We start from the raw sequence: 25,366 nt of genomic DNA on the forward strand, positions 1-25,366 counted from the left end.
AGTTATGAAAGAGCTTATATTAACCGACATAGCGGTAGTACCAGAGGAAGTTTTTAAGCAAACCGATTTAGAAAAACTAACCATTAGCAATTCAACGTTGGCGATACCAGCTTCTATTACAAAATTAGAGCGTTTGAAAGAATTACGTTTTGTAGGAAATTCAAATCTGTCAGTACCTGTAGAAATACTAAGTCTTAGCAAAACGTTTATCTTTTTTGAAAGAAACAAACCAGAAGACATACAGTTAGTAGGGCAAATTATTTTTGATTTTCAACGAAAAAAAATTTCTGAGGCACAAGCGAAGGTGTTTCTGATGCTTTTACAAGAACAGGAATTTGATGTTGTACCAGAAATAGATCAGGTGATTGCAGCCTTGGATTATAGAGTGAAAGAGGTTCAAACGAATGCCTTAACAAAACTGAATGCTGTATTCCCTATGGTAGAAACGATAAGTGCAAAAGAACAAATTTGTATTCTTGGAAATACAGAAGCCTTTACATCTGTTGAAATAAAGCCTAGACTAAAAAAGTTAGATTTAAATCTTCAAAACACTATTAACGAAAAAACCAAAGTAGTCGTATTAGCCAAAGAACCAAAATTGAAATCTCCATTATTCAATGTACCCATAACGACAGAAGAGAATTTTTATAATTGGATTAATAAAGTTGATAAGCTACTGTTGTCTGAAAAAACAGAAAAAAATGAAAATGCTATTAATAATGTTGTAGCGATGCTTAACAGTGCGAATCCAGCCAATGTAGCTCTTGCTTTTCAAATGATGAAAACCAATGGTGTTTCCAACGAACTACTTGCTGAGTTGCTTATTTTTATTAACACCTCCAAGGACAAGACATTTGTAAGAACTGCGAAGACGCTTTTTAAAAAGTATGGTCCAAAGGATTTTATCGAATTTATTGAATCTAATAAAAGTAGATACAATAATTCGTTGGAGTTTTATTCAAGCGATGAAAAAGTATATGATTGGCTAGAACAACATACGGATTTAGATGTTATGTATATAGTGCAGAGGCTTAGTAAATCTACTTATTTTAAAAGGTCAGAAAGTCAACAAAAAATGATTATTTTAAAAAATAGAATTACAAATGATTCCTTGGATTTGAGTGATTTAGAGTTAGATGAATTTCCTCAAGAACTTAAACAATTTGCTTCACTCAAAAAATTATATCTGGTAGATTCTAAAGGGAATTCTAAAATTAGATTTCGAGAGATTCCTGATTTTATTGGCACATTGGTTCACTTAGAATTATTAGATTTTTATTTTTTAAGTTTTTATGATTTACCAGATAGTATTTCAAATCTAACATCTTTAAAATATCTTGGGTTGCCATACTTTAATAATTTTCCTGAAGTAGTTAGTACATTAACCTCACTTGAGGTGTTAGAAATAGACATAGAGCTGTTAGAGGAGCTTCCTGAATCATTGCAAGCACTGACAAATTTGAAACAATTGATTGTAACAGGATATAATTTTGAGGACATAGATTATAAGTCGATTTGGCAACAGAAACAAGCATTTTTACCTAAAGAATGTCAAGTTTTATTCCAAGATTCTCATAAAAGATGGAGCGTTTAGTAGCAGCATGACTTTAAAAACAAGTATATCCATTAAAGATAAATGATTAAAAACAACGAACAACAATACGTTTATTACGGCACACATGCCAGTGCACTTGAAATAGAAAAATTCATTTTGCATGTGGTTAAAGTCAACGAATTTGCAATTAAAGACAATAAAAAAAGAAAATCGGTCTGTATTTGGGGCGAACATGGAATTGGTAAAACAGAACTCGTAGAGAAATTAGCCAAAGACAATGGAATGCAGTTTGCCTATATTGCACCAGCGCAGTTCGAAGAAATGGGGGACTTGCTAGGGATGCCTAAAATCATAAACGATAAAACAGTATTCGTTCCGCCAGCATGGGTGCCAACAGAAGATGTACCAGGTATTCTCTTGCTGGATGATGTAAATCGTGCCGATGATCGAATTCTGCGAGGGATTATGCAGTTGCTTCAAAATTACGAGTTGCAGAGCTGGAAACTTCCTTCAAAATGGACTATTGTACTTACTGCCAACCCAGATGGAGGTGACTATTCGGTGACATCAATGGATGATGCTATGATTACTAGAATGCTACACGTAAGCATGCAATTTGATGTAAAAGCTTGGGCTATATGGGCCGAAAAAAGTGCTGTTGATGAGAGAGGGATCAATTTTGTTTTAACTTATCCCGAACTTATTTCGGGAGGTCGTACTACACCAAGATCGCTCGTTCAGTTTTTTGATACAATTTCATGTATTAAAGACTTGAAAAAAGAATTTGCACTAGTACAATTGTTAGCTGATTCAAGTTTAGATCCTATAGCTAGTAATGCATTTATAGCTTTTGTGCATAATAATTTAAGTAAACTTGTTAGTCCAGAGGAAATTTTAAATGCCAAAAATTTCGATAAAGAAGTAAAGAAACCTTTAGAGGTATTGATGCAAGATCATCTTCGTTTAGATATTTTGGCAACTATTTGTACACGATTAGTTAATTATTTACAGATAGGTGAAATTAAACTAAGTGCAGCTCAGGTAGAAAACAGTAAGAAATTTCTAAAACTCGAAGTGTTGCCAAATGATATTAGACTATCATTGGTTCAGGATATGATCAAGCATCCATTGCTTAAGTCTATAGTGGCAGATCCTTATATTACCGAATTGTTATTGTTAAATATGTAGTTTATGAATGTTTTAGACGACATTCGCAAAACAGCCATAAAACTATTGATTCAAGAGTCTTTTTATGGGCATTTTTTTACTCATATTGATAGAATTATTAGTGAAGAAGTTAGTCGGGTTTCAATTTCAATAACAGAAAATAAAAGTATTGTTTTGTTAGTTAATTCTGATTATTGGAAAAGCCTTCAAAGTGACGAACAAAAGATAGGCTGTTTGAAACATCAAATAATGCATTTGATATTAAAACACATTTTCAGATTGAAGTTTTTTGGGAATAAAGATATTTTTCATATAGCTGCTGATGTTGTGGTAAATCAATATTTGGTACCCGAACAATTAACTCCAGATGCTATTTGCCTTCATGATTTTCCGTCAATAGATTTTTTACCCAATCAGACAGTCGATTATTATTATCATAAACTGGCACAAGTTTATGGTGAACAAGAATTATCTGTTACGAAGAGAGTGAGTGAAGAAGATAACAAAGATATAGTTGTAGAAAAGAATCCATTAGATGAACATCAAAAATGGTATCAACTTAGTGATCTTGAAGGAGCAACAAAACAGTATATACAGAATACGATAGATGTTTGTTTGGAGAATAGTGCAAGACGAATAAATACTCAGGAATTTGGATTGCTTCCAGCTGAACTTCAGATCTTATTAACTGAAGTCTTGCAGCGATTTCAACCTTCGGTAAATTGGAAACGAATGCTTAAGTTGTTTTTGGGAAGCAGTAAAAAAACATTTGTTCATAATACCTTAAAGCGTCCTTCTAAACGTTATGGTACGACACCGGGTATTAAGATCCGTAGTAAGCAAAAGATATTAATTGCATTGGATACATCGGGTAGTATTGAAAAAAATGATTTGGAGGTATTTTTTAATGAAGTATATCATATTTGGAAACAATTGTGTGATATTATGATTGTTGAGTGTGATACTGTTATCCAGAAGGAATATCTTTATAAAGGAAAAATGCCTAAATTAAGTAATGGAAGGGGGGGAACTTGTTTTAATGAACCCATAAAATTTGCAAACGAAAAGCACAAACCAGATGTTTTAATTTATTTTACGGATGGTTTTGGTCCAAAACCAATTTACAAAAGCAGATGTCCCATTTTGTGGTTGATAACTTCCAATGGTATTGCTAAGGAGAATTGGGGTTTCTTAGTAGGAAGAAAAATTAAAATTGCATTTGTCTAATTCCTGATAGCCTTACCGTTTTTAATCGAATCTTGCCATAAGTTTAGAGCTATTGAAAAGGCTTTTATAATTAGAAAATCCTTGTCTGTCTCTTTTAAAGTCAATATCTTTCAAGTATAGATTGGAGTTGTTTGTTCCCATTTTTAGGAGCCAAACCTAGATTTGGTATTAGAATTAATTGAGAACAATTGTTTGTCCAGATGTAAAAAAAAACGGGGTTACATATAGGTTACCAAACATCTTTGCTAATATTTTTTGCACTTAAAATATTACTGTATCTTTGATAGGAACATTTTATTAAAATATTCATGTCACAAAATACCAAAGAACTAAAACTCGCCGTGCTTATTGATGCCGATAATGTTCCCTACAGCAATGTCAAAGGAATGATGGAAGAGATTGCCAAATACGGTACGCCAACCACCAAACGAATTTATGCCGATTGGACCAAGTCAAACTCAAACGGTTGGAAATCAGTTTTACTCGAACATGCTATTACACCCATTCAGCAATACGGATATACTACAGGAAAAAATTCTTCCGATTCGGCCTTGATTATCGATGCGATGGATTTACTCTATTCGGGTAAGCTAGATGGTTTTTGTATCGTTTCCAGTGATAGTGATTTTACTCGTTTGGCTATTCGGCTTAGAGAATCTGGTATGGTTGTCATTGGTCTCGGAGAGAAAAAGACACCCAAACCTTTTATCAGTGCTTGTGATCGATTTGTGTTTATCGAAGTTTTAGATGGAGCGATCAAAAAGACAAGAAAAAGTATTAACACACCAACCAAATCGGTAAAAACAGGTGCAACTCCAGCAGCTGGGATCAAAAAGATAGCCGAAAAAGAAACCTTTACTAAAATAGACAATCAAACCATAGAACTTATAGAAAGCACTCTAGATGCCATTGGCGACGATGATGGTTGGGCTTTTCTTGGCGATGTGGGGAATCTTATCGTAAAGAAAAAACCCGAATTCGACCCTCGAAATTACGGTTTTTCTAAATTAACACCAATGTTGAAATCATTAACAGACATTCTCGAAATAGACGAAAGAGAATCAGACAAAAAAGGCATAAAACATGTTTATGTGCGACTGCGTTACACCTAAAATATTTTGACTTAGATCTAAACAGGTTTTCGAAATCTGTTAGGGACGAATTGTATAAAATAGCAGAAACAAAATTAACTTTTAAAATATATCACTAATGAGAAAACTGTTGTTTACCATAGCTTTAGGAATGTTGTTTGTTTCCCTTGGATTCAATTATTTCCTGAAAACAGGATTTATATTTTCGACTGTAATGGTGATTCTTATTATTGTTGGTTATTACAATACGATCCAAAAGAAGCATGCTATTTTAAGAAACTTCCCTGTTTTGGGGTATTTTAGGTATTTTTTTGAGATGATTTCGCCCGAAATTCAGCAATACTTTATTGAGCGATCTACAGATGGTAAACCGTTTTCTAGAAACCAACGTTCTTTGGTGTATCAAAGAGCTAAAAATATTGATGCAACATCTCCATTTGGAACACAATTGCTTTTAAATCAAGCCAGCTACGAAGGAATCAAGCATTCGATGTTTCCAGCTACTGTTAATGAAGAATTGCCTCGTGTTTTAGTTGGAGGTCCCGATTGTAAACAGCCTTATTCGGCTTCGTTATTGAATATTTCGGCTATGAGCTTTGGTTCGCTGAGCGAAAATGCTATTGTAGCGCTAAACAAAGGTGCTCAAAAAGGAAATTTCTATCACAATACAGGTGAGGGTGGTTTAACACAGTTTCATCAGCACGGTGGTGATATTACTTGGCAAATAGGAACGGGTTATTTTGGTTGTCGTAATGCAGAAGGAAATTTTGATGCAGAAAAATTCTCTGAAAAAGCCAATCTTCCAGCGGTAAAAATGATTGAAATCAAGTTGTCGCAAGGAGCAAAACCTGGACACGGTGGAGTACTACCAGCTCAAAAAAACACAGAGCAAATTGCTAAAATTAGAGGAGTAGAACCTCATACAACTATTCTTTCGCCTCCTTGTCATTCCGCTTTCTCGGATGCAAAAGGATTGGTTGAGTTTATTGCGCATCTTCGTGAATTATCCAACGGAAAACCAATAGGATTTAAATTATGTATAGGTGAAACTTCCGAATTTGAAGCACTTTGTGACGAAATGATTCATCAAGATTGCTTTCCCGATTTTATAACAGTCGATGGAGCCGAAGGAGGAACTGGAGCTGCACCGCTAGAATTTGCTGATGGTGTTGGAATGCCTTTTGAACCAGCACTTATTTTTGTAAACAAAACATTGATTCGTTTAGGAATTCGTGAAAAAATTAGAGTGATTAGTAGCGGAAAAATAATTTCAGGTTACTCTATCTTAAGAGCTATTGCTTTAGGGGCAGATATGTGTAACTCAGCTCGTGGATTTATGTTTTCTTTGGGCTGCATTCAAGCATTGCGCTGTAATAATAACGAATGTCCAACAGGTGTGGCTACTCAAAATAAAATGCTAATGAAAGGATTGGTAGTCACGGATAAGTCCGAAAGAGTGTATCATTTTCATAAAAATACATTGCATGCTGCCAACGAACTTCTAGCGGCTGCTGGGAAAACTTCTTTTGCCGATGTCGATATTACTATTTTTATGAGAGGTGATGAGTTTACCAGTCTTTCTGATAAATATTTCCCAGACAATTTGTCTAATGTAACGAAACATTAAACCATAAAACGAAAGGATTTTTTATAAATCAGCTTGTCGTAATTCTTCGCCCAAATGAACCAATTCCCAAAATTTGATTTTATCGTTTGGGATGGGTAAATCATTTAAATTGGTTTGAGGAAAGTCCTTTTGTGTTTCTAAAGAGTTTGAATACCAAAGAGCAAAAAGGTAATCGTATAAATTTTCCAGACTGAAAATATCTTTGTATTCAATGCGTAATTCATCTACTTCAGCAAAACAGACATTGTTGTTGGATGTCTTTTTGCTTGTAAAAAGCATTCCTAAACTTTCTGCAAAATCTGCGATAGTTCCATTACCTAATGTTGTAATTGTTTTTGGCTCAACAGCTGTAGTACTTTCCATGATTGATAATAGTTTTAATGTTTTTGGTTTATAAAGACACAAAAGGAGGATCTTTTACGATCCTCCCAATTGTAGTTTTGATTTATCATTATCTAACTTATACGTTACTATAATTCGGTATAGCTGACTATCAAGATATTTTTTCTAATTATTCAAATTTGTGATATTATATCTCAAGTAATTAATCAAAACTGCATATCAAATATACAACTTTATTGTTTTTAATCTTCTGAATAGTAGTGTTTTAACTGTATTTTAACGTAGTTTTTATGTTGTTCCAATCATAGTTTACATATTAACAAAAAGAATAACATTAAAACTTAAATTATACCAATACCTTAACTACAATTTTGTCCAAATCATTTTCACTAATCATAGGGGCATGAACGTCTTCTGGAAAGAAAATTACAAATTGACTGGCTTGTAATTCGAAATAGGTGTCTGGGGTGTCATGAAAAAAGCGAACATCTTTTTCGGTATTGTAATCTCCGTTTGGTAAAACACATTTTGCTCTAGGCTTCCATAAAAATCCTTCGCTTCCAGTTATGCAAAACTGAATGTCAATGTTTTTGTCATGGCATTCAAATGTTTCAAGGCTTTTTTCTTTGGTTTTCCCTTCTCCTTTGTAAGCAAACATTTTAACTCCAGCTTTTTCATCAACCAAACCATCTAAAGCCTCTTTGTTGGATTGTTTTAAATAATCAAAAGCAGTTTTAAATGATGGATGTAAGGTTTCGTATCGAGCCGAATTTTCTATAAAATCTATAATCATAATTGGTGTTGAATTGAATTGTTTGAATCGTAAAAGTAGTATGAAAATACGGATTTGAAACTTATTTTTATAGTAATCGGTAGTAAAAATGTATTTTTGGCTTCTAAATTTAATGTCCACAAGATGAAGATTGTATTTGCAACCAACAACAATAACAAAATCAAAGAAATTCAGAGTATGTTGCCTGCTAGTATCGAAATTGTTAATTTGGAAAGTATTAATTGCTTTGAAGATATTCCTGAAACTGCTGATACAATAGAAGGAAATGCGATTATGAAAGCTAATTATGTTACTCAAAAATATGGTTACGATTGTTTTGCAGATGATACGGGTTTAGAAGTTGATGCTTTAAATGGTGAACCTGGAGTTTTTTCGGCTCGTTATGCTGGCGAACAAAAATTGGCTGAGGATAATATGGATAAATTGCTTCAGAATTTAAAAGAGGCTCGTAACCGAGAGGCACAATTTAAAACCGTAATTGCTTTAAATTTAAACGGGGAGCAATATCTTTTTACGGGAATCGCACGAGGAGAAATCACATTGCAAAAAGTTGGCGACAAAGGTTTTGGATATGATCCTATTTTTAGACCAGAAGGCTATACAGAGACATTTGCTCAACTTTCATTAGAGACTAAAAACAGTATAAGTCACAGAGGCAAAGCTACACAGGAATTGATTGCTTTTTTAGGTAATAATCCTACATAGTTTTAGGGTTTAAATGCGTGAAGATTTTTTAACAAAATGTTAGTTACAATAAAATATAGTACATTTGAAATACGTTATTGTTTTTCACCCAAATCATTCAATATGTTTACTGTAAAAAAAATATTTTTAGCTCTTTTATTAGTGCTTCCAGGCATACATTATGCACAGCATACGGACGAGATTAACTCCAACAGACCAGGGGAATCCATGTCGGCATTTGCCGTTGGTAAAACGGTTTTTCAACTCGAAACGGGAGTTTTTGGTATTCAAGAAGAACACAATTTATCCAGATACAATGCTAATGGTTTTGGTATTGATCTAGAATTGCGTTATGGTGCATTTTTAGAAAATTTAGAATTTATTGCAGATGTTCAATATTTGAACGAAACGTTTAATTATCCTGTTTATGTTGATGATAGAGCCGATTTTAAACAAGCTGTCCTAGGAGCAAAATATTTAATTTATGATCCAAACAAAGGCTACAAAAAAGAAGTAGATATTTATAGTTGGAAAGCGAATCATAAATTTAATTGGCATCAATTAATTCCTGCTGTAGCGGTTTTTGGAGGAGCTAATTTTACTGGAAAAAACAACCCTTTTTATTTTTCTCCTAATTCTGAAATTTCGCCAAAAGCAGCATTGATCTTGCAAAACCATTTGGGTGACGGATCTTGGGTTTTTGTAACCAATATTATTTACAATTACATTACTACAGACTACCCAAGTTTGAGTTATATTTTGACTTTGACAAAAGGTATTAATGAAAAATGGTCTGTATTTGTAGAAAATCAAGGGATTGACAGTGATTTTTATAGTGATGCAATTGTTCGTGGTGGCGCTGCTTATTTAATTCATAAAAACTTGCAGGTTGATGCGTCAATAAGTACCAATTTTAAAAATACACCTTCGATTCTTTATGGTGGAGTTGGGGTTTCGTGGCGATACGACGGGCGCTATAAAGAAGTTCATCTTTTAACCAAAGAAGAAGAAACAGCTAAAAAAATGGCTAAAAAAACGAAAACCAAAAAAGCTGCCAAAAAATCAAAATTTAAAAATTAATTTACGTTAGATATAAATGATTACCATTCAAGAAGCCAAGTCTAAAAATGAAATGATCGAATTCGTAAAATTCCCTTTTTCTCTTTACAAAGGAAATTCATACTGGGTTCCACCATTGATTTCAGAGGAATTAGAAACCTTTGATAAAACCAAAAACCCCGCTTTTCAAAGTGCTGAAGCTACTTTTTATATAGCCAAAAAAGATAATAAAACGGTGGGTAGAATTGCTGTAATTATCAATTGGGATGAGGTAAACATTCAGCAAAAAAAGAAAGTTCGTTTTGGCTGGTTTGATGTTGTTGATGATGTAGAAGTTACCAAAGCTCTTCTTGAAAAAGTGTATGAAATAGGCAGAAATAATAATCTCGAATATGTTGAGGGGCCAATGGGTTTTTCAAACCTTGACAAAGTAGGTGTTATGACCGAAGGTTTTGATGAATTGGGGACAATGGTTACTTGGTATAATTATCCTTATTATGCTGAACATTTTGAAAAATTGGGATATGTACAAGAAAAGGAATATGTAGAAAATAAATTCCCTTTTTCGAATGCAAAACCTGAATTTTTTGAGAAGGCAAATGAGTTGATTAAAAAAAGATATAATCTAAAACCAATTAACTTTAAGTCAACTAAGGAAGTGATGCCTTATGTAGATCGAATGTTTGATTTATTTAATGAAACCTATTCTAAGTTATCTTCGTTTGTTGCAATTTCTGATATTCAAAAGGAATATTTTAAGAAAAAATACATCAGTTTTATCAATCCAGAATATATAAAATATGTTGAGGATAAAGACGGAAGGCTTGTAGCATTTGCTATTGTAATGCCAAGTTTTTCTAAAGCGTTGCAAAAAGCAAATGGAAAATTATTTCCTTTTGGATTTTTACATTTGCTAAAAGCTAAGCGTTCCAGTAAAGAAGTGTTGTTTTATCTCATAGGTGTTCATCCAGATTACCAAAACAAAGGAGTTACGGCTATTATTTTTAATGAATATTATAAGGTTTTTGTTGAAAATGGAGTAGAGCAGTGTTATAGAACCCCTGAATTAGCGGATAATGTACCAGTTCAGTTGCTTTGGAGAGATTTTAATTCTGTAATTTATTGTAGAAGAAAAACGTTTAAAAAAGAATTGTAAAATTTTACAGTTTTTGATGAGCATTTGTAGAATAAAAAAAGTCCGAGAATCTAATGATTATCGGACTTTATATTTGTATTGGTTTTGATTAAATATCGTCAAAATCAATGTCAGTAAAACTAGAAGTGCTTTTTACAGTATCCTCTTCGTTCTTGTCTATAGTGTATTCTTTTTTGAAATCTCTTTGGTGTCTCTCAGAAATTACTTCTTCGCCTTTGTGGTTTAAAACGTAAGAAGTCATGTCTTCTAAAATTTCTGAAAAGGCAGTAAAATCTTCTTTGTACAAGTAGATTTTGTGCTTTTTAAAATGAAAAGATCCGTCTTCTTCGGTAAATTTTTTACTTTCAGTAATGGTAATATAATAATCATCAGCTTTTGTAGCTCTGACATCAAAGAAATAGGTTCTTCTACCGGCTCTTAAGACTTTTGAAAATATTTCTTCCTTTTCTAACATATCATTTTCTCTCATAATCTTATCGTCATTATTTTATTTAATAGCAATCAAAAATCATAAAAATATATTTATTATCCAACATTTACAGTAATTCTTTTTCTGAAAGTTGCTTTAAATAAAGGGATGCATAATGACCTTTGATGTTTAGTAATTGATTATGAGTGCCTTGTTCGATAATTTTTCCATCTTCTAAAATGATAATTTTATCTGCATTTTTGGCAGAGGATACCCTGTGACTTACAATTATGGTAGTTTTATTCTTGCATATCTCAAAAAGATTGTTAAGGATGGCTTCTTCAGTCTCGGTATCAACTGCAGATAAACAATCGTCGAAAAGCAGAATTGCAGGGTTTTTTATAATGGCTCTTGCTATGGATACACGTTGTTTTTGTCCACCCGAAAGGGTAATGCCTCTTTCGCCCAAAATGGTGTCGTAGCCATTCTTAAATCCGATGATATTGTTGTGTACTACAGCACTTTTTGCTGCTGCTTCTACCTCTTGATCGCTGGCGTTTTCTTTTCCAAACTTGATGTTGTTTTTGATAGAATCCGAAAATAAAAAAGCGTCTTGCGGTACAACCCCAATGTGGTTTCGTAAATCGAATAAATTAAGCTGGCTAATCTCGGTGTTGTCTATTAGGATTTGTCCGCTGGATACTTCATAAAGTCTGGATAATAACGCTAAAATTGTCGATTTTCCAGATCCTGTTTTTCCTAAAATGGCTAACGTTTCTCCTTTATTTACAGTAAAACTAATGTTTTGAAGCGCTTTTATATTCGTATCAGCATAAGTAAAATTTACGTTTTCAAATTGAATGCTACCGTCTATTTGTGATCTGTTTTTGTTTTTGTTTTGAATTTCAGGTATAATTTTTAAAAACTCATTTAGTCGTTTTTGTGAAGCTTCGGCTTCTTGAACCATAGATGAAACCCAGCCCAATGAAGCTACTGGCCATGTGAGCATATTGACATAAAGTATAAATTCGGCAATGGTTCCAATACTTGTTATGGTTCCGTCTATGTACATTAAACCACCAAAATAAATAACCACTAAGTTGCTCACGCCTATTAAAGCAATCATTAGTGGGCCAAATAAAGCTTGAACTTTGGCCAGACTTAAACTCTTGTTCTTGCTTTCATTGGCCAAATCCGAAATGTTAGCTTGGTGCTGGTCTTCTAGTGAATATGCTTTTATGACTCTAATTCCCGAAAAAACTTCTTGGGTGTAACTAGAAACTTTTGATAAGTATTGTTGGAAAGTAGTCGATCTTTTGTTGATTTCTGAACTCAATTTAAAAATACAATACGATAAAATGGGTAAAGGTAGAATGGTGTACAGAGTTAATTTAGGAGAGACATTGTACATATATCCTATTACGATAGCAAAACGAATAAAAGTGTTGATCGAATACATAACGGCAGGGCCAACATACATTCGGACTTTAGAAACGTCTTCGCTAATACGATTCATCAAATCGCCTGTCCTGTTTTGCTTATAAAAGTTTTGCGATAGTTTTTCATACTGATGGAAAACTTCATTTTTCAAATCGAATTCTATATGGCGGGACATCACAATTAATGTTTGACGCATTAAAAATGTCAAAAAACCAGCTACAATTGTTGTGGCTATAATTAGTAGAATATTGTTAATCAGTTGTTGACTGATAATGCTAGGGTCGGCTGAGTTGCTTTTGGCAAATGCTTCTATTTCTGTAAAGGACTTACTGATGAGCTTTGGTGTGAATAGCGAAAAAATTTGTGCGATTATGGTGATAATAATGCCAAGTGAAAAACTGAATTTGTACTTGATGAAATATTTATTTAAATAGCGTAATTCTTTCATTTTTATCAGAGATTCGGTATTGTATTATTTGTTTTTCGCTTTTAATGATTAAATTTTAACAATTGTATTGAAATAAAAACACGGTGAATTTATTATTATATATTTATTTTTAGATAAATTAAATAAGATATATTTATTTTTTACGTACGTTTGAGGTGTATTTTTGATAAATTCGTATTTTTTAACTAATTAAAAATAGTACTATGGATGCTACTGTTGCAACAGCAAAAGAACTTCAAAAAATGGATCCTGTTTTCGGGCAATTGTCTTTCAATGATCATGAGCAAATTGTTTTTTGCAATGACAAAGATACAGGATTAAAAGCAATTATTGGTATTCATAATTCGGTTATGGGGCCAGCTTTAGGGGGAACTCGTATGTTTAATTATGCTAACGAATGGGAAGCGCTTAATGATGTTTTGCGTCTTTCTAGAGGAATGACTTATAAGGCAGCGATTACTGGATTGAATATTGGTGGAGGAAAAGCGGTTATTATTGGTGATGCCAAAACCCAAAAAACGCCTGAGCTGATGCGTAAGTTTGGTGAGTTTGTACATTCATTAAGTGGAAGATATATTACTGCTGAGGATGTTGGAATGGAGACATCTGATATGGATTTGGTACGTGATGTTACTCCTTATGTTACGGGGATTTCTGAAGAAAGAGGAGGTTCTGGAAATCCATCTCCTATTACTGCTTTTGGTGTTTATATGGGGATGAAAGCTGCCACCAAACAACAATTTGGGTCAGATAACTTAGAAGGTAAGAAGATACTAGTGCAAGGAATTGGACACGTAGGAGAAACTTTGGTTGAATATTTGACTAAAGATGGGGCTGAAGTATTTATTACTGATATTAATGAGGAACGATTGTATCAGGTAGCTACTAAATATAATGCTCAAATTTTTGCAGGCGATGATTTATACAGTGCAGAAGTTGATATTTATGCACCTTGTGCCATGGGAGCAACAATTAATGATGCTACTGTAAACAAAATTAAAGCCAAAGTAATTGCTGGAGCAGCAAACAATCAATTGGCTAATGAAAATGTGCATGGATTGATTTTGCAAGAAAGAGGTATTTTGTATGCACCAGATTTCTTAATCAATGCAGGAGGAATCATTAATGTTTACGCAGAGTTGGAGCATTATGGTAAAGCCGAAATCATGAGTAAAACGGAAAATATCTACAATACAACTTTGGAAATTTTTGATTATGCTATCACAAATGGTATTACAACTCACCAAGCTGCATTAACAATTGCTCAAAATCGTATTGATTTGAGAAAAATTGAGAACGCAAAAAAATAGTTTTTTACACGATATTTTAACTTTTTGACACAACTGCATCGATTTATAGTTCAGAATCGGTGCGGTTGTTTTTTTTTTTTATCGATTTTAAAGTGAAAATGTCGGTATAAATAAACGGCTATAAATTTTTATATAATGGTTGAAAGTCTTAATTTTGCAGACTTAATTTTAAAAGTTCTTACAAGGTGGTAAATAGAAGACACATCCGCGTTAAAGTCATGCAATCCATTTATGCAATGCATCAAAATGGTTCTGATAATTTAGAAAAAGAGGAAAAATTCCTTATGCATAGTATTGACGCCATTCAAGATTTATACCTTATTATGATTTCTTCGTTGATCGAAATTTGTAAAAAAGAAACTGTTTTTTTGCAATTATCGAGTAAAAAACATTTGGCAACCAAGGAAGAGCGTAATCCTAATGAAAAATTCATCAAGAACAGTATTTTTCAAATTCTAGCCGAAAATAATTCACTAAGTATTGCTTTAGAAAATCGTTCGATCGACAATTGGACAAAAAATGATGATTATATTATTTTGTTGCTTAATGCTATCAAAGCTAGCGATGTGTATGCAAAATATATGAGCAACAGAGTGAATACTTTTGAAGAAGACAAAGCTTTTATAGTAGATATTTTTTCAGAAGTTATTGTTCCTAATGAAAAATTATACGATTATCTGGAAGATGATAAATTAACTTGGATCGATGATATTCCTTTGGTAAATACTCAAATAGTTAAACAGTTGAAGGGAATTAAGCAGGGAGATAATGATAATTTCAGAGTGCCAAAATTGTATAAAGACAACGAAGATAGAGATTTTGCTAAAGATTTGTTTAGAAGAACTGTTCTGAACGAAAGAGAGTTAGCTAAAGAATATATTGATAAAACGCCAAATTGGGATAGTGAGCGAATTGCCGAAATAGATACGATTGTTCTTAAAATGGCTATTTGTGAGTTCTTAAAGTTCCCTTCAATTCCTGTAAAAGTTACTTTGAATGAGTATTTAGAATTAGCCAAAGAATATTCAACTCCAAAAAGTAGTATATTCATCAACGGAATTTTGGATAATTTGGTAAAAGAACTCGAAGGAAATAAAAGAATCGTAAAAATTGGCCGTGGACTGATGTAAGATTTTTATAAAACAAAACTTCATTTCTATTAAATATAAACAATTAACAACACAATTAAATTTTTAAAATTATGGAACAATTACAACAGTTTTTGCCGTTTTTATTAATGTTTGTGGTTCTTTATTTCTTTATGATTAGACCACAACAAAAAAGAGCTAAAAATGAAAGAGAGTTTGAAAACGGATTAAAAGTAGGAGATAAAATCATTACCAAAAGCGGAATTCACGGAAAAATTGCGGAGCTTGCTGATACTACTGTGGTTGTAGAAACTATGGCAGGAAAATTGAAAATGGAACGTTCTGCTATTTCTTTAGAATTGACTGCGACTTTAAACAAGAAAGCCTAATAATAATAAGGCTTAAATAAAAAATCCCAAATTCCGATTTAAAATTGGAATTTGGGATTTTTGTTTTCAAAAACTATTTTTTCTTTTTGTTCTTGTTTTTTTTAGCTTTTTTAGCTTTTTTAGCCTTTTTGACTTTTTTTGCAGCTGCTTTGGCTTTAAGTTTTGCTTTTTTAGCTTTGTCTTTTTTAGCTTTTTTCTTTTCTTTTTTCTTAGCCTTTTTTTTCTTCTTTTTCTTTTTATCTTTTTTTGTTTCTATAGTAGTTTCTATATTTTCCACAGACTTGGCTGGTTCAACTATAGGCGTTTCTGTTTTTTCCTCTTCTTTAGGGGGGGTGAGTAGTAGTAATTGTGGCAACTGGTGCTTTTGTTCTACTAGTTCTAGCTGTAGCAGACTTAGCAGGTACTGGTTTTGTTGTGGTGCTACTTGTTGTTGAAGATTTTGAAGTTGTGGCTCTAGATCTTGTTGCGGCTGGTTTTGTTGCAGCAGATCTTGACGTAGTCGTTTTAGTAACTGTTTTTTTAACCTCAGGTTGGGTTGCTTCAGAGGTTTCTCTTTTTGCCGTTTCTGTAGTTTCGGCTAAGTTGTTTTCTTCTTTGTTTTCAGACATAATAGTGTTTTTGATCGGTTATGGTTGAATTATCATCTGCAATCATGTTAAATGTTAAGTAAATATTTTGCAGATGTTAACAAATGTAATGAATAATTAAATATTGTAATGTTAAGTTTTTACTGAGCTGTTTGTGAATGGGATTTTCTACTCTAATGTTGGTTTTTATGTAAATAAAAAAATCTCAAAACTGAACATCAGTTTTGAGATTTTTATTAGATAAAGTATACTCTGTTTTATCTGTATTTATCATTCAGACCAATATGGTTTAGAATCATTGGTTTTATTTTTTCGATACGGGAAATTTTGGTTTCTTCTCTTTTAGCTGTTTCAATATATTCAATGAATTCCTTTTGTTTGTAAGGGCTGAATTTTGAAAAAGCTTCTTTTAAATTACTATCAGAGTCTAATTCTTTTTGCAGGAGTTCAGGAATTACAATTTCACTTTTGGTTTTTTCAGGCTTAAGTATTTTACCTTGTTTTTCATTTTCCATCGCTTCATGAATATAGGATAGGATTTCCTTTTCATTAATTTCGTCTTTGGAGGTAAACCGCCATTGTCTCAATGCTTTTGTTGTTCCTTCATTAGCATTGATTAAATGTTTTTTCTCGTCTTTTAAAAACGCTCCATTGAAAAACCAAATTGTAAAGAAATTTTTGAATCCTCCAACGCCAATTATATTCCTGTTGTTATTGTCCACATATATACAACCACCCCATTTATTGGTTTCTACCAATTCTGTTTTGGAAATGATTGCTTTCAAAAGTTCTACTTCGGTTTCCCATTTTTCGTTTTTCATCATTAAAAAAGAATTAGCGTTTTTTTGATTTGACTTCCATTTGTTGATAAGCTCCACCAGCAGTTAATTCGGCTATTTTTACAATCACATCGACTGCTTTCTGCATACTTTCTACAGGAACATATTCGTATTTTCCGTGAAAATTATGGCCACCAGCAAAGATGTTCGGACAGGGTAAACCTTTGTAGGATAATTGAGAACCATCTGTTCCGCCTCTTATGGGTTTAATGATAGGTTTGATTCCAACTTCTTTCATTGCTTGTTCGGCAATATCAACAATATGTTTAACAGGAAGAACTTTTTCTTTCATATTGTAATATTGATCATTTACTTCGGCAATTACAATGTCTGAACCAAATTGTTTGGCAAAACGTTTGTTGATTTTTTTAGCTATTTTATGAATTAAATTTTTTCTTCTTTCAAATTTTAATTTGTTGTGATCACGAATAATTAATTCTAAAACGGATTCTTCAATGCTTCCAGATAAATGATGAACGTGGAAAAAACCTTGATAGCCTTTTGTTTTTTCTGGAGTTTCGTCTTTAGGGAGTTCGTTGATAAAATCATTGGCGATAAGCATAGAGTTGATCATTTTTCCTTTGGCATAACCAGGATGAACACTTTTGCCTTTAAAGGTAATTTTGGCTCCTGCAGCATTAAAATTTTCATATTCTAATTCGCCAACTTGGCTTCCATCCATGGTATAAGCCCATTCGGCTCCAAATTTTTCGACATCAAAATGATGTGCGCCACGACCAATTTCTTCATCGGGAGTAAAACCGATTCTGATTTTTCCGTGTTTGATCTCGGGATTGTTGACTAGGAATTCCATTGCAGTTACAATTTCAGTAATTCCAGCTTTGTCATCGGCACCAAGAAGTGTTGTTCCGTCAGTAGTGATTAATGTTTGCCCTTTGTATTGCAATAAATCTTTGAAATAAGATGGAGACAGAATGATGTTTTGTTCTTTATTTAAAACAATGTCTTTGCCATCATAATTCGGAATTATTTGGGGTTTTATATTGGCTCCGCTAAAATCTGGTGAGGTGTCAAAATGTGAAATAAAACCAATCGTTGGTACTTCTTGATCCACATTGCTAGGAAGTGTAGCCATAATGTAGGCTCTATCGTCAATTGTTACATCTTGTAGTCCAATTTGTTTTAATTCTTCAACAAGTTTATTTGCGAGATCCCATTGTTTGGACGTGCTTGGGGTTGTGTTTGAATGAGGATCCGATTCGGTATCTATTGTGATATAACTTACAAAGCGGTCTATTAGGTGTTGCATGGTATTTAATTTTTGGCAAAGATAATAATTTTAGAAAAAGCAGTTTTATTGTAGAAATTTTGGAACTTTTTGAGAACAAAAAAATCCGTTTTGCAACGGATTTTTAGATTTAATTTGGTTAGAATTAAATGTGGTTTGTGATTTTTGTTTTTGGAGTTTTGGTTTTTATTTTGATACTTTTTCAGCTTCAATTTTGGCTTGAGCTGCGGCTGCTTCTGCTGCGGCTGCTTCTGCTTTTGCAATTTGCTCTTCAAGTTTAGTTGATTTTTCCAGAGCTAATTTAGCAGATTCTGCTAATTGTTTATCAGCATCTTCTTTTTCTTTTTTTAGTTTTGCAATTTCTTTGGCTAATTTATCTTCGGCATCTTTGGCACTTTCGGCTTCTTTTTTGTAATTAGCTATTTTTTCTTTAGATTCTTTTTCGGCTTCTTCGGATGCTTTTTTATCGGCTTCGGCTTGAATTTTGGCAGCTATAGCCGCATCTTTTGCAGCCTTATTTGCAGCATCTTTAGCAGCTTCTGCCGCTTTTTTGTCTGCTTCTGCTTGTGCTTTTTCGGCATTTGCTTTTTCTTTGGCAGCTTTTTCTTCAGCTTCTTTGGCTTCTTTGGCTGCTTTTATTTCGGCTTCTTTAGCTTCTTTTGCTGCTTTTTCAGCTGCTTTTTGAGATTCTTCGGCTGCTTTTTTGTCTGCTTCTATTTTTATTTTGGCTGCTTTTTTATCAGCTTCTTGTTTGGCTAAATACGCTTTCTCTTGTTCTTTTAATTCCTGTATTTGTTTTTTAAAATCTATTGGAGCTGTTGTAGAGGCACCAGTTGTAGTAGTCGAAATGGTTTCTGAACTAGCCGTTTCTTGTGCAAAAAAAGCTTGAGAAATAACAAAAAATACAATCGCAAATGTTAGTTTTAAATTCATAATTCAAAGGTATTTGGTTTTGTTTTGGATAATTTAGGATAAACAAATATAGCTTTTTTTTTAACTTTTTGATTTTTTAACTTCGAAATGTTTTAATTTTTTGTTAAAATTTTAGTTTATTTTCTTGCATTAATTTTTTTTAATATATAAATCTTACAGTTTAGCATTTTTTTTTTTGATTCGACTGGATTCGATTATTTAGAAAAATTGAACGAATAAATTAAAGTTTAGTCTTAAAAAGAGAATCCCAAATTGTAAAGTAAAATCCAAAATTGTGATGCTCACTTTTGTGATGTGTAGCATGGAATTGTGTTGTCGAAATCCATTTTGTTATTTTGGAAGTCTTCCAAAATTTTGGGTATAAATCGGTTTGCAAATGGCCTAAAATACCATACGATAAATTTAGGATTAAGTAAATCATTATACTCAAAGCATCAAAACTTATTGCGGTAATTATGATGAGCCAAATAAAACCAAATCCCAAAGTTTCTATCGGATTTAAAACAAATAAACTATAGACATTAGTGTCGATGTGGGTGTGATGTAGTTGATGTATAGGATTGAACCATTTTAATTTGTGCGCCAAATAATGAAAACAAAACATGAAAAAGTCCATTAAGAAAATCAATAATAAAGTGTCTAAAATAATTGTTGAAAAGGAGCTTTCAAATTTGATTGTAATGATTTGATTTTTAAATAAAAGATATCCCAAATACGTAATAAAGGTATTGCAAATCAAGGTTGATATAACCCATTTTTGATCTTTTCTTGCCAATTGTGTGTTTTGGAATTCTACGATTTTACCAATTAAAATGGATAGGAGTATTAATACAGTATTTTCGATAAAAAACAATCCCATTAGTTCTAATTGACTGAATTTGGAAAGTGCTTGGATCCATTTTTCTAAAGGCATACGTAAATAATTATAAAGTAATAAGACCTGTTGAGTGAAATTATTTAAAACGTCAATTTGAGTTTTTTTGAGTTGTGAAATGAAACAAAACTTCTCGATACGTACCGTACTCGAAGTGATATGTATCGAGAATCGTTTTTAGTTCTGAATTTTTGGTTCTTGATACAATTTTATCGAAAAACACTCGCACTGACAAAAATAAAAATCAAAAACCAATTTCATCCAACGGGTTAATAGAGTTTTATTGAATTAATTTTTCTTGTAAAATCAAAACCCCTTCTGAGGCGATATTTGGAATTATTTCTAATGGGTTTCTTAGATTCGGAATTGTTATCGGTTTAGGGTCAATATAATAAATAGGAGTTGATTTTGGTGTGTAATCTATTAAGCCAGCTGCAGGATATACTTGTAACGAGGTCCCGATTACTACAAAATAATCGGCTTGTTCTGTTATTAGAATAGCTTCTTCTAGAGCGGGTACTTGTTCGCCAAACCAAACGATGTGGGGTCTGAGTTGATGGCCGTTTGTATCGGTATCGCCAATGTTTAAATCGTCTTGCCAGTCTAAAATGAAATTGTCATTTTTGGAGCTTCGCACTTTGAGTAATTCACCGTGTAAATGAATAATTTTGGTGCTGCCAGCTCTTTCGTGTAAATCATCTACGTTTTGTGTAATAATGTGTACATCGAATTTTTTTTCAAGTTCAGCTAAAGTTTGATGACCAATATTGGGTTGTACTTCTTTTAACTGTTTGCGTCTTTGGTTGTAGAAATCGAGTACCAATGATTGATTTTTATGCCATCCTTCTGGGGTAGCAACATCCATAACATTATGGCCTTCCCATAATCCATCACTATCACGAAATGTTTTGATGCCACTTTCGGCGCTGATTCCTGCTCCTGTAAGGACCACTAATTTCTTTTTCATATAGAATAGAATTGCAAATTTTTAATTTAGGCTTAATTGTTTTTTACTGAAAAAGGTTCTTTGGTTTTTATCTGTAAAAGGTATTATAGGATAAAGCTACTCATTTTACTATTTTTGCCAAAAAAAAAGTTTTGCAATGGTTGATATGGATTATCTTGATTATCTCGAAGGTTTTTTGACAGATAATAGAAAAGAAAATTTTTTGAAGGTTTTACAAAATAGAACTAAACATTTTACAATTGCAGTTGAAGATGTTTTTCAGATGCATAATGCCAGTGCGGTGATGCGTAGTTGTGAGGTGTTTGGAATTCAGGAAATGCATGTGATTGAGGAGCGTTTTGGAAAACGAATTGATAAGGAAATTGCGATGGGAGCTCAGAAATGGGTTGATATTTATAAATACGATAGTGTTTCAAATTGTGTTGATGTTTTGAAAAGTAAAGGTTATCAAATTATTGCTACAACTCCGCATGAAAAGGATTGTATGTTGGGTGATTTTGATATTACCAAGCCAAGTGCTTTGTTTTTTGGAACCGAAAAAGATGGTTTGTCGGAGGCGGTTTTGAATAAAGCAGATGGTTTTTTGAAGATTCCGATGGTTGGATTTACTGAGAGTTTGAATATTTCGGTTTCGGCGGCAATTGTTATTCAGGATATTACTAATAGATTGCGAAATTCGGCTGTAGATTGGAAATTGACTGATGCTGAAATTTTAGAAAAACGATTGGATTGGACAAAGAAATCGATTAAAGATATTAAAAGAATTGAGAAACGTTATTATGATGATTTGAAAGTCTAAGGTTTTTTTGAGTTGTTTGTTGCGTGAGGGATAGAAGCAGGCTACCGAAGTAGCGCGGATAGCCCGACCCCGATAAAAAAAAGGGCTTTGTAAGCAGTTGCTATACAAGCCCTTTTTTTATCGGGGGCACGCCCAAATAATCATTTGAACTATTTTTTCTTGAGAACTTTATATTGTTCGTAACATCCGCTAATGGCATCCATAATTTGGAGATCATTGGCTGATTTTATGAAGGCATCAGAATAATTGCAACGACTTAGTATTTCGCCAATTTCATCTTGTGAGACTCCAAGTAGCAACGAGATTGTTTCTCGATCATACTTGCTTTCTAGAAGATTTCTTACGGTATCGTCTTTTCTTAGATCTCGGAGTTTTTTGAGCTGTTGAGGTCTTTTTCCGAAGAAATTATAAAGCATGTCTGCGGGATTGAATATAGAACCGAGTACTTTGCCGAATGCTCCCGGAGAGTATTGTCCTGCTTCGTAACCCAAGCCTAAGCCAGAAATGCTGTAACGATAATCTTCTTTTACAGGGATTAGTTTAGAGTCGATTTCAAGATAACCTGTTAGCATGTAGGGTTGTATGATTACATCGTCTAGTTGTATTGCTTTTTGGGTAAGCTGAATTGTTGTTTTTTTGTTTTTGATCCAGTCATTGGTTACACGGACACGCAGAGATTCGTAGCCCAAAAGGGTGATGTGAAGTGTGTCACTCTGAACAACGGCAAGTTCAAAATTACCATTGTCGTCGGTTGTTGTTCCGGTTACTTGATTTATATTGATAACGCTTACGCTACTTAACGGAGTTCCTGTGTTGTCGCTGATGATGGTTCCTGTGATTTTTTGGGGAACATCAGTGTTTTGGGCAACTGATTTAAAAGAGGTGACAAGAAATAAAAAAAGTATAAAATATCTCATAGACTGATTTAAAAAGCTAAAAGTAGTAAAACGACAATTAATATTTTAAGGTTCTTTTATAATTATAAGAAAATTAACAATCGGGTTGAGATAATACTTAAAGGAGCTTGGGTTTGGTCTTGATTTTTTAAGAAATTGAGTTTAGTTTAAAAAAAAAAATCTCCCGATGTCGGGAGATTTGTATAAGATACTACTGTAGTATTAGTCTCTTCTAGGTCTTCTTGATCTTGACGAATCGCCAAAACTTTCAGAACGTCTTGGAGCTCTGTCTGATGATCCTTCTCTTCTAGAGGAACCTTCTCTTCTTTCGGATCTGAAACCTCCTTCTCGTGAGCCAGAGTTTCTATCGCTTCTAAAACCGCCTTCGCGTCTTGGTGCAAAATTACCTTCTCTTCTTCCTGCATCACGTCTTCCTCCGCGGTTGTTGTGGTCGCGTCTTCCGCCACCATCATTTTTAGAGATTTCTACATTGATACGACGTCCTTCTAGCTGAACGTTATTCAATATATCCATTACTTTGTCAGTGTGTTCTGGGTCGGTATTGAAGAAAGAGAAACCTTCTTTTACATCTACTTTGAACACGTCATCACGACCTAAATCTAATGTTTCTTTTAAATAGTCTTTTAATGACATCCAATCGAAATTGTCTCTTGAACCAATGTTTACAAAATAACGTGTTGCACCACCATTGCTGTTTTCTCTTGATTCTCTATCGCCACGCTCACGTCTGTCTGAACCTGCAGATTGAGTAGAGATGTCTCTGTTTTTCTTGTAATAAGTAATGAAACGGTTAAACTCTACCGAAACCATTTTCTTAATCAATTCTTCTTTTGATAAACCTTCCAAAACATCATTGATCGCAGGTAAGTAGTTGTCTATTTCGTGATCAACTTCAGTATCTTTAATTTTATTGGCTAAGTGCAAAAGTTGGATTTCGCAGATTTCGATACCAGATGGAATAGATTTTTCTACAAATTTCTGTTTGATGATTCTCTCAATTGAAGAAATCTTACGTAATTCACTTTTTGTTACAATTACGATTGATGTTCCTAGTTTACCAGCACGACCAGTACGTCCAGAACGGTGGTTGTAGGTTTCGATTTCGTCGGGTAATTGATAGTTTACTACGTGAGTTACATTGTCAACATCTATTCCACGAGCCGCTACATCAGTTGCAACGAGCATTTGAATTTGTCTTCCACGGAACGATTTCATTACGCCATCTCGTTGAGCTTGCGATAAATCTCCGTGTAATGCAGCTGCACTGTATCCGTCTTCGATTAATTTTTCGGCAATAGCTTGTGTGTCGCGTTTTGTTCTACAAAATACTACTGAGAAAATATCCGGATTGGCATCGGCCAAACGTTTCAAAGCTTCGTAACGATCACGAGCATTTACTAAATAAAATTCGTGAGAAACTGTTGCTGATCCTGAGTTTTTGGTACCAACAGTAATTTCTAATGGTTCACTCATGAATTGTTTTGCAATTCTAGCAACCTCTTGTGGCATGGTTGCAGAAAATAACCATGTGCTTTTTTCGTCAGGAGTATCTGCTAAAATGGAGCAGATATCGTCATAAAATCCCATATTCAACATTTCGTCGGCCTCATCAAGTACACAGTAATCGATGTTTTTAATGTTAACCAAACCTCTGTTAATCATGTCTTGCATTCTGCCTGGAGTAGCTACTATAATTTGTGCTCCTCTTTTTACTTCTCTAGCCTGCTCTGTTATACTAGCTCCTCCGTAAACTGCTACCACATGAATACCTTTTTCGTATTTAGAGTAGTTTTTAAGTTCGTTGGTAATCTGTAAACAAAGTTCGCGGGTTGGCGATAAAACTAATGCTTGTGTATTTCTATTGTCGGCATCAATTTTTTGGATTAGCGGAAAACCGAAAGCTGCCGTTTTCCCTGTCCCTGTTTGAGCCAACGCAACCATATCTGTATCTTTTTCCAATAATAGGGGAATCGCCTTTTCCTGTACCTCTGACGGATTTTCAAATCCTAGATCTAAAATCGCCTTCAGTAACGATTCATTCAATCCTAATTGTTCAAATTTATTCATATGTTTATTTAAAATAGGGTGCAAAATTACTGTTTATAATTAACATAAACTAATGCATTTTTAATAATTAGGTTTTTATTATGTTTTGAAAATCAATTTGTTACAAATTATTTTTTGTTTTTCTAATTTTGAAATTGAATTTTTACTGTGAAATTGCGTCTTGTTTTTCTTTTTTTTGTTATAAAAAATGAATGAAATAACTGTTTTTTATACGTATAATACTTCAATTGACTTATTTAGATTTTTTAAGAAGTAATTATTGAATTTGTTATTTTGGATTGAATGTATTAATAGAACGCTTATTTTATCATTTCTTTAAGAATGTTATTTTGAAAATGCCTGAAAGTTT

Annotated in this window: 25 protein-coding genes; 12 read left to right on the forward strand and 13 right to left on the reverse strand. The window is 33.2% G+C overall.

Features of this window, described 5'->3' with window-relative positions; all coding sequences use genetic code 11:
- Window positions 1-4 precede the first annotated feature (4 nt).
- The 5 genes from ABEB18_RS07315 to ABEB18_RS07335 all read left to right on the forward strand — a co-directional run bounded on the left by ABEB18_RS07315 (window position 5) and on the right by ABEB18_RS07335 (window position 6,667).
- On the forward strand, window positions 5-1,594 hold the full coding sequence (locus ABEB18_RS07315) for a leucine-rich repeat domain-containing protein (RefSeq protein WP_348798561.1): 1,590 nt from the start codon (window positions 5-7) through the stop codon (window positions 1,592-1,594).
- 42 nt (window positions 1,595-1,636) lie between these two features.
- A complete protein-coding gene (locus tag ABEB18_RS07320; RefSeq protein ID WP_348798562.1) occupies window positions 1,637-2,743 on the forward strand; it encodes an AAA family ATPase in 1,107 nt (368 codons plus the stop codon).
- Window positions 2,744-2,746: 3 nt separating this feature from the next.
- Entirely contained in the window at window positions 2,747-3,949 is a 1,203-nt protein-coding gene (locus ABEB18_RS07325) for a vWA domain-containing protein (protein WP_348798563.1), read from the forward strand.
- Window positions 3,950-4,257: 308 nt separating this feature from the next.
- A complete protein-coding gene (locus tag ABEB18_RS07330) occupies window positions 4,258-5,061 on the forward strand; it encodes an NYN domain-containing protein (RefSeq protein WP_348798564.1) in 804 nt (267 codons plus the stop codon).
- Window positions 5,062-5,158: 97 nt separating this feature from the next.
- A complete protein-coding gene (locus tag ABEB18_RS07335; RefSeq protein WP_438861438.1) occupies window positions 5,159-6,667 on the forward strand; it encodes an FMN-binding glutamate synthase family protein in 1,509 nt (502 codons plus the stop codon).
- A 21-nt stretch (window positions 6,668-6,688) separates the two neighbouring features.
- On the opposite strand, the gene ABEB18_RS07340 is transcribed toward ABEB18_RS07335, so the two are convergent.
- Together ABEB18_RS07340 and ABEB18_RS07345 are read right to left on the reverse strand one after the other, a co-directional pair.
- Window positions 6,689-7,030: a hypothetical protein gene (locus ABEB18_RS07340; protein WP_348798566.1), complete on the reverse strand. Its 342-nt coding sequence runs from the start codon at window positions 7,028-7,030 to the stop codon at window positions 6,689-6,691.
- Between the two features lie 325 nt (window positions 7,031-7,355).
- Entirely contained in the window at window positions 7,356-7,922 is a 567-nt protein-coding gene (locus ABEB18_RS07345; RefSeq protein WP_348798567.1) for a NanQ anomerase/TabA/YiaL family protein, read from the reverse strand.
- A 3-nt stretch (window positions 7,923-7,925) separates the two neighbouring features.
- On the opposite strand from ABEB18_RS07345, the gene ABEB18_RS07350 reads away from it, so the two are divergent.
- The 3 genes from ABEB18_RS07350 to ABEB18_RS07360 all read left to right on the forward strand — a co-directional run bounded on the left by ABEB18_RS07350 (window position 7,926) and on the right by ABEB18_RS07360 (window position 10,701).
- Window positions 7,926-8,507, forward strand: coding sequence for a non-canonical purine NTP diphosphatase (locus ABEB18_RS07350; protein WP_348798568.1), 582 nt, complete (start codon window positions 7,926-7,928; stop codon window positions 8,505-8,507).
- Window positions 8,508-8,609: 102 nt separating this feature from the next.
- Complete coding sequence (locus ABEB18_RS07355; protein ID WP_348798569.1) at window positions 8,610-9,566, forward strand: transporter; 957 nt, start codon at window positions 8,610-8,612, stop codon at window positions 9,564-9,566.
- Window positions 9,567-9,582: 16 nt separating this feature from the next.
- Window positions 9,583-10,701, forward strand: a complete 1,119-nt coding sequence (locus ABEB18_RS07360) for a GTP cyclohydrolase (protein ID WP_348798570.1) — start codon at window positions 9,583-9,585, stop codon at window positions 10,699-10,701.
- Window positions 10,702-10,789: 88 nt separating this feature from the next.
- Here ABEB18_RS07360 and ABEB18_RS07365 read toward each other — a convergent pair whose 3' ends face one another.
- Both ABEB18_RS07365 and ABEB18_RS07370 read right to left on the reverse strand, forming a co-directional pair.
- Entirely contained in the window at window positions 10,790-11,170 is a 381-nt protein-coding gene (locus ABEB18_RS07365) for a PUR family DNA/RNA-binding protein (protein WP_348798571.1), read from the reverse strand.
- A 67-nt stretch (window positions 11,171-11,237) separates the two neighbouring features.
- Window positions 11,238-12,998: an ABC transporter ATP-binding protein gene (locus tag ABEB18_RS07370; protein ID WP_348798572.1), complete on the reverse strand. Its 1,761-nt coding sequence runs from the start codon at window positions 12,996-12,998 to the stop codon at window positions 11,238-11,240.
- A 203-nt stretch (window positions 12,999-13,201) separates the two neighbouring features.
- Between ABEB18_RS07370 and ABEB18_RS07375 the strand changes: the two genes are divergently transcribed.
- The 3 genes from ABEB18_RS07375 to yajC all read left to right on the forward strand — a co-directional run bounded on the left by ABEB18_RS07375 (window position 13,202) and on the right by yajC (window position 15,785).
- Complete coding sequence (locus ABEB18_RS07375) at window positions 13,202-14,308, forward strand: Glu/Leu/Phe/Val family dehydrogenase (protein WP_348798573.1); 1,107 nt, start codon at window positions 13,202-13,204, stop codon at window positions 14,306-14,308.
- A gap of 218 nt (window positions 14,309-14,526) precedes the next feature.
- Complete coding sequence (gene nusB / locus ABEB18_RS07380) at window positions 14,527-15,438, forward strand: transcription antitermination factor NusB (protein WP_348798726.1); 912 nt, start codon at window positions 14,527-14,529, stop codon at window positions 15,436-15,438.
- A 71-nt stretch (window positions 15,439-15,509) separates the two neighbouring features.
- The gene (gene yajC / locus ABEB18_RS07385; RefSeq protein WP_348798574.1) at window positions 15,510-15,785 is read left to right on the forward strand and encodes a preprotein translocase subunit YajC; all 276 of its coding nucleotides are present in this window, start codon (window positions 15,510-15,512) and stop codon (window positions 15,783-15,785) included.
- Between the two features lie 73 nt (window positions 15,786-15,858).
- On the opposite strand, the gene ABEB18_RS07390 is transcribed toward yajC, so the two are convergent.
- The 7 genes from ABEB18_RS07390 to ABEB18_RS07420 form a co-directional block, all read right to left on the reverse strand.
- Window positions 15,859-16,140 carry a hypothetical protein gene (locus tag ABEB18_RS07390; protein WP_348798575.1) on the reverse strand — a complete coding sequence of 94 codons (282 nt, stop codon included), beginning with the start codon at window positions 16,138-16,140 and terminating at the stop codon, window positions 15,859-15,861.
- Entirely contained in the window at window positions 16,109-16,393 is a 285-nt protein-coding gene (locus ABEB18_RS07395; protein WP_348798576.1) for a hypothetical protein, read from the reverse strand. The genes ABEB18_RS07390 and ABEB18_RS07395 overlap by 32 nt, the downstream gene beginning before the upstream one ends.
- 236 nt (window positions 16,394-16,629) lie before the next feature.
- Entirely contained in the window at window positions 16,630-17,196 is a 567-nt protein-coding gene (locus tag ABEB18_RS07400) for a YdeI/OmpD-associated family protein (protein WP_348798577.1), read from the reverse strand.
- Window positions 17,197-17,206: 10 nt separating this feature from the next.
- Window positions 17,207-18,481 (reverse strand): peptidase T, encoded by a 1,275-nt coding sequence (gene pepT, locus ABEB18_RS07405; RefSeq protein WP_348798579.1) that lies wholly within the window; start codon window positions 18,479-18,481, stop codon window positions 17,207-17,209.
- A gap of 165 nt (window positions 18,482-18,646) precedes the next feature.
- Entirely contained in the window at window positions 18,647-19,393 is a 747-nt protein-coding gene (locus ABEB18_RS07410; RefSeq protein WP_348798580.1) for a hypothetical protein, read from the reverse strand.
- 220 nt (window positions 19,394-19,613) lie between these two features.
- Complete coding sequence (locus ABEB18_RS07415; protein WP_348798581.1) at window positions 19,614-20,306, reverse strand: sterol desaturase family protein; 693 nt, start codon at window positions 20,304-20,306, stop codon at window positions 19,614-19,616.
- A 241-nt stretch (window positions 20,307-20,547) separates the two neighbouring features.
- Window positions 20,548-21,234 carry an SIR2 family NAD-dependent protein deacylase gene (locus ABEB18_RS07420; protein WP_348798582.1) on the reverse strand — a complete coding sequence of 229 codons (687 nt, stop codon included), beginning with the start codon at window positions 21,232-21,234 and terminating at the stop codon, window positions 20,548-20,550.
- Between the two features lie 136 nt (window positions 21,235-21,370).
- On the opposite strand from ABEB18_RS07420, the gene ABEB18_RS07425 reads away from it, so the two are divergent.
- Complete coding sequence (locus ABEB18_RS07425) at window positions 21,371-22,033, forward strand: TrmH family RNA methyltransferase (protein WP_348798583.1); 663 nt, start codon at window positions 21,371-21,373, stop codon at window positions 22,031-22,033.
- Between the two features lie 149 nt (window positions 22,034-22,182).
- Here ABEB18_RS07425 and ABEB18_RS07430 read toward each other — a convergent pair whose 3' ends face one another.
- On the reverse strand, window positions 22,183-22,950 hold the full coding sequence (locus tag ABEB18_RS07430) for a carboxypeptidase-like regulatory domain-containing protein (RefSeq protein WP_348798584.1): 768 nt from the start codon (window positions 22,948-22,950) through the stop codon (window positions 22,183-22,185).
- A gap of 201 nt (window positions 22,951-23,151) precedes the next feature.
- A complete protein-coding gene (locus tag ABEB18_RS07435; RefSeq protein ID WP_348798585.1) occupies window positions 23,152-25,017 on the reverse strand; it encodes a DEAD/DEAH box helicase in 1,866 nt (621 codons plus the stop codon).
- Window positions 25,018-25,366 lie beyond the last annotated feature (349 nt).

Origin of the sequence: Flavobacterium adhaerens (assembly GCF_040045115.1) — a bacterium.
Taxonomy (GTDB): domain Bacteria; phylum Bacteroidota; class Bacteroidia; order Flavobacteriales; family Flavobacteriaceae; genus Flavobacterium; species Flavobacterium adhaerens.

Excerpts from the sequence above, each read along its gene's own strand:
- ABEB18_RS07320 (WP_348798562.1), top strand. The coding sequence starts at position 1,637 with ATGATTAAAAACAACGAACAACAATACGTTTATTACGGCACACATGCC.
- ABEB18_RS07415 (WP_348798581.1), bottom strand. The coding sequence starts at position 20,306 with ATGCCTTTAGAAAAATGGATCCAAGCACTTTCCAAATTCAGTCAATTA.
- ABEB18_RS07355 (WP_348798569.1), top strand. The coding sequence starts at position 8,610 with ATGTTTACTGTAAAAAAAATATTTTTAGCTCTTTTATTAGTGCTTCCA.
- ABEB18_RS07410 (WP_348798580.1), bottom strand. The coding sequence starts at position 19,393 with ATGAATTTAAAACTAACATTTGCGATTGTATTTTTTGTTATTTCTCAA.
- ABEB18_RS07315 (WP_348798561.1), top strand. The coding sequence starts at position 5 with ATGAAAGAGCTTATATTAACCGACATAGCGGTAGTACCAGAGGAAGTT.
- pepT (WP_348798579.1), bottom strand. The coding sequence starts at position 18,481 with ATGCAACACCTAATAGACCGCTTTGTAAGTTATATCACAATAGATACC.
- yajC (WP_348798574.1), top strand. The coding sequence starts at position 15,510 with ATGGAACAATTACAACAGTTTTTGCCGTTTTTATTAATGTTTGTGGTT.
- ABEB18_RS07435 (WP_348798585.1), bottom strand. The coding sequence starts at position 25,017 with ATGAATAAATTTGAACAATTAGGATTGAATGAATCGTTACTGAAGGCG.
- ABEB18_RS07360 (WP_348798570.1), top strand. The coding sequence starts at position 9,583 with ATGATTACCATTCAAGAAGCCAAGTCTAAAAATGAAATGATCGAATTC.
- nusB (WP_348798726.1), top strand. The coding sequence starts at position 14,527 with ATGCAATCCATTTATGCAATGCATCAAAATGGTTCTGATAATTTAGAA.
- ABEB18_RS07420 (WP_348798582.1), bottom strand. The coding sequence starts at position 21,234 with ATGAAAAAGAAATTAGTGGTCCTTACAGGAGCAGGAATCAGCGCCGAA.
- ABEB18_RS07375 (WP_348798573.1), top strand. The coding sequence starts at position 13,202 with ATGGATGCTACTGTTGCAACAGCAAAAGAACTTCAAAAAATGGATCCT.
- ABEB18_RS07325 (WP_348798563.1), top strand. The coding sequence starts at position 2,747 with ATGAATGTTTTAGACGACATTCGCAAAACAGCCATAAAACTATTGATT.
- ABEB18_RS07370 (WP_348798572.1), bottom strand. The coding sequence starts at position 12,998 with ATGAAAGAATTACGCTATTTAAATAAATATTTCATCAAGTACAAATTC.
- ABEB18_RS07350 (WP_348798568.1), top strand. The coding sequence starts at position 7,926 with ATGAAGATTGTATTTGCAACCAACAACAATAACAAAATCAAAGAAATT.
- ABEB18_RS07330 (WP_348798564.1), top strand. The coding sequence starts at position 4,258 with ATGTCACAAAATACCAAAGAACTAAAACTCGCCGTGCTTATTGATGCC.
- ABEB18_RS07395 (WP_348798576.1), bottom strand. The coding sequence starts at position 16,393 with ATGTCTGAAAACAAAGAAGAAAACAACTTAGCCGAAACTACAGAAACG.
- ABEB18_RS07335 (WP_438861438.1), top strand. The coding sequence starts at position 5,159 with ATGAGAAAACTGTTGTTTACCATAGCTTTAGGAATGTTGTTTGTTTCC.
- ABEB18_RS07430 (WP_348798584.1), bottom strand. The coding sequence starts at position 22,950 with ATGAGATATTTTATACTTTTTTTATTTCTTGTCACCTCTTTTAAATCA.
- ABEB18_RS07365 (WP_348798571.1), bottom strand. The coding sequence starts at position 11,170 with ATGAGAGAAAATGATATGTTAGAAAAGGAAGAAATATTTTCAAAAGTC.
- ABEB18_RS07400 (WP_348798577.1), bottom strand. The coding sequence starts at position 17,196 with ATGATGAAAAACGAAAAATGGGAAACCGAAGTAGAACTTTTGAAAGCA.
- ABEB18_RS07425 (WP_348798583.1), top strand. The coding sequence starts at position 21,371 with ATGGTTGATATGGATTATCTTGATTATCTCGAAGGTTTTTTGACAGAT.
- ABEB18_RS07340 (WP_348798566.1), bottom strand. The coding sequence starts at position 7,030 with ATGGAAAGTACTACAGCTGTTGAGCCAAAAACAATTACAACATTAGGT.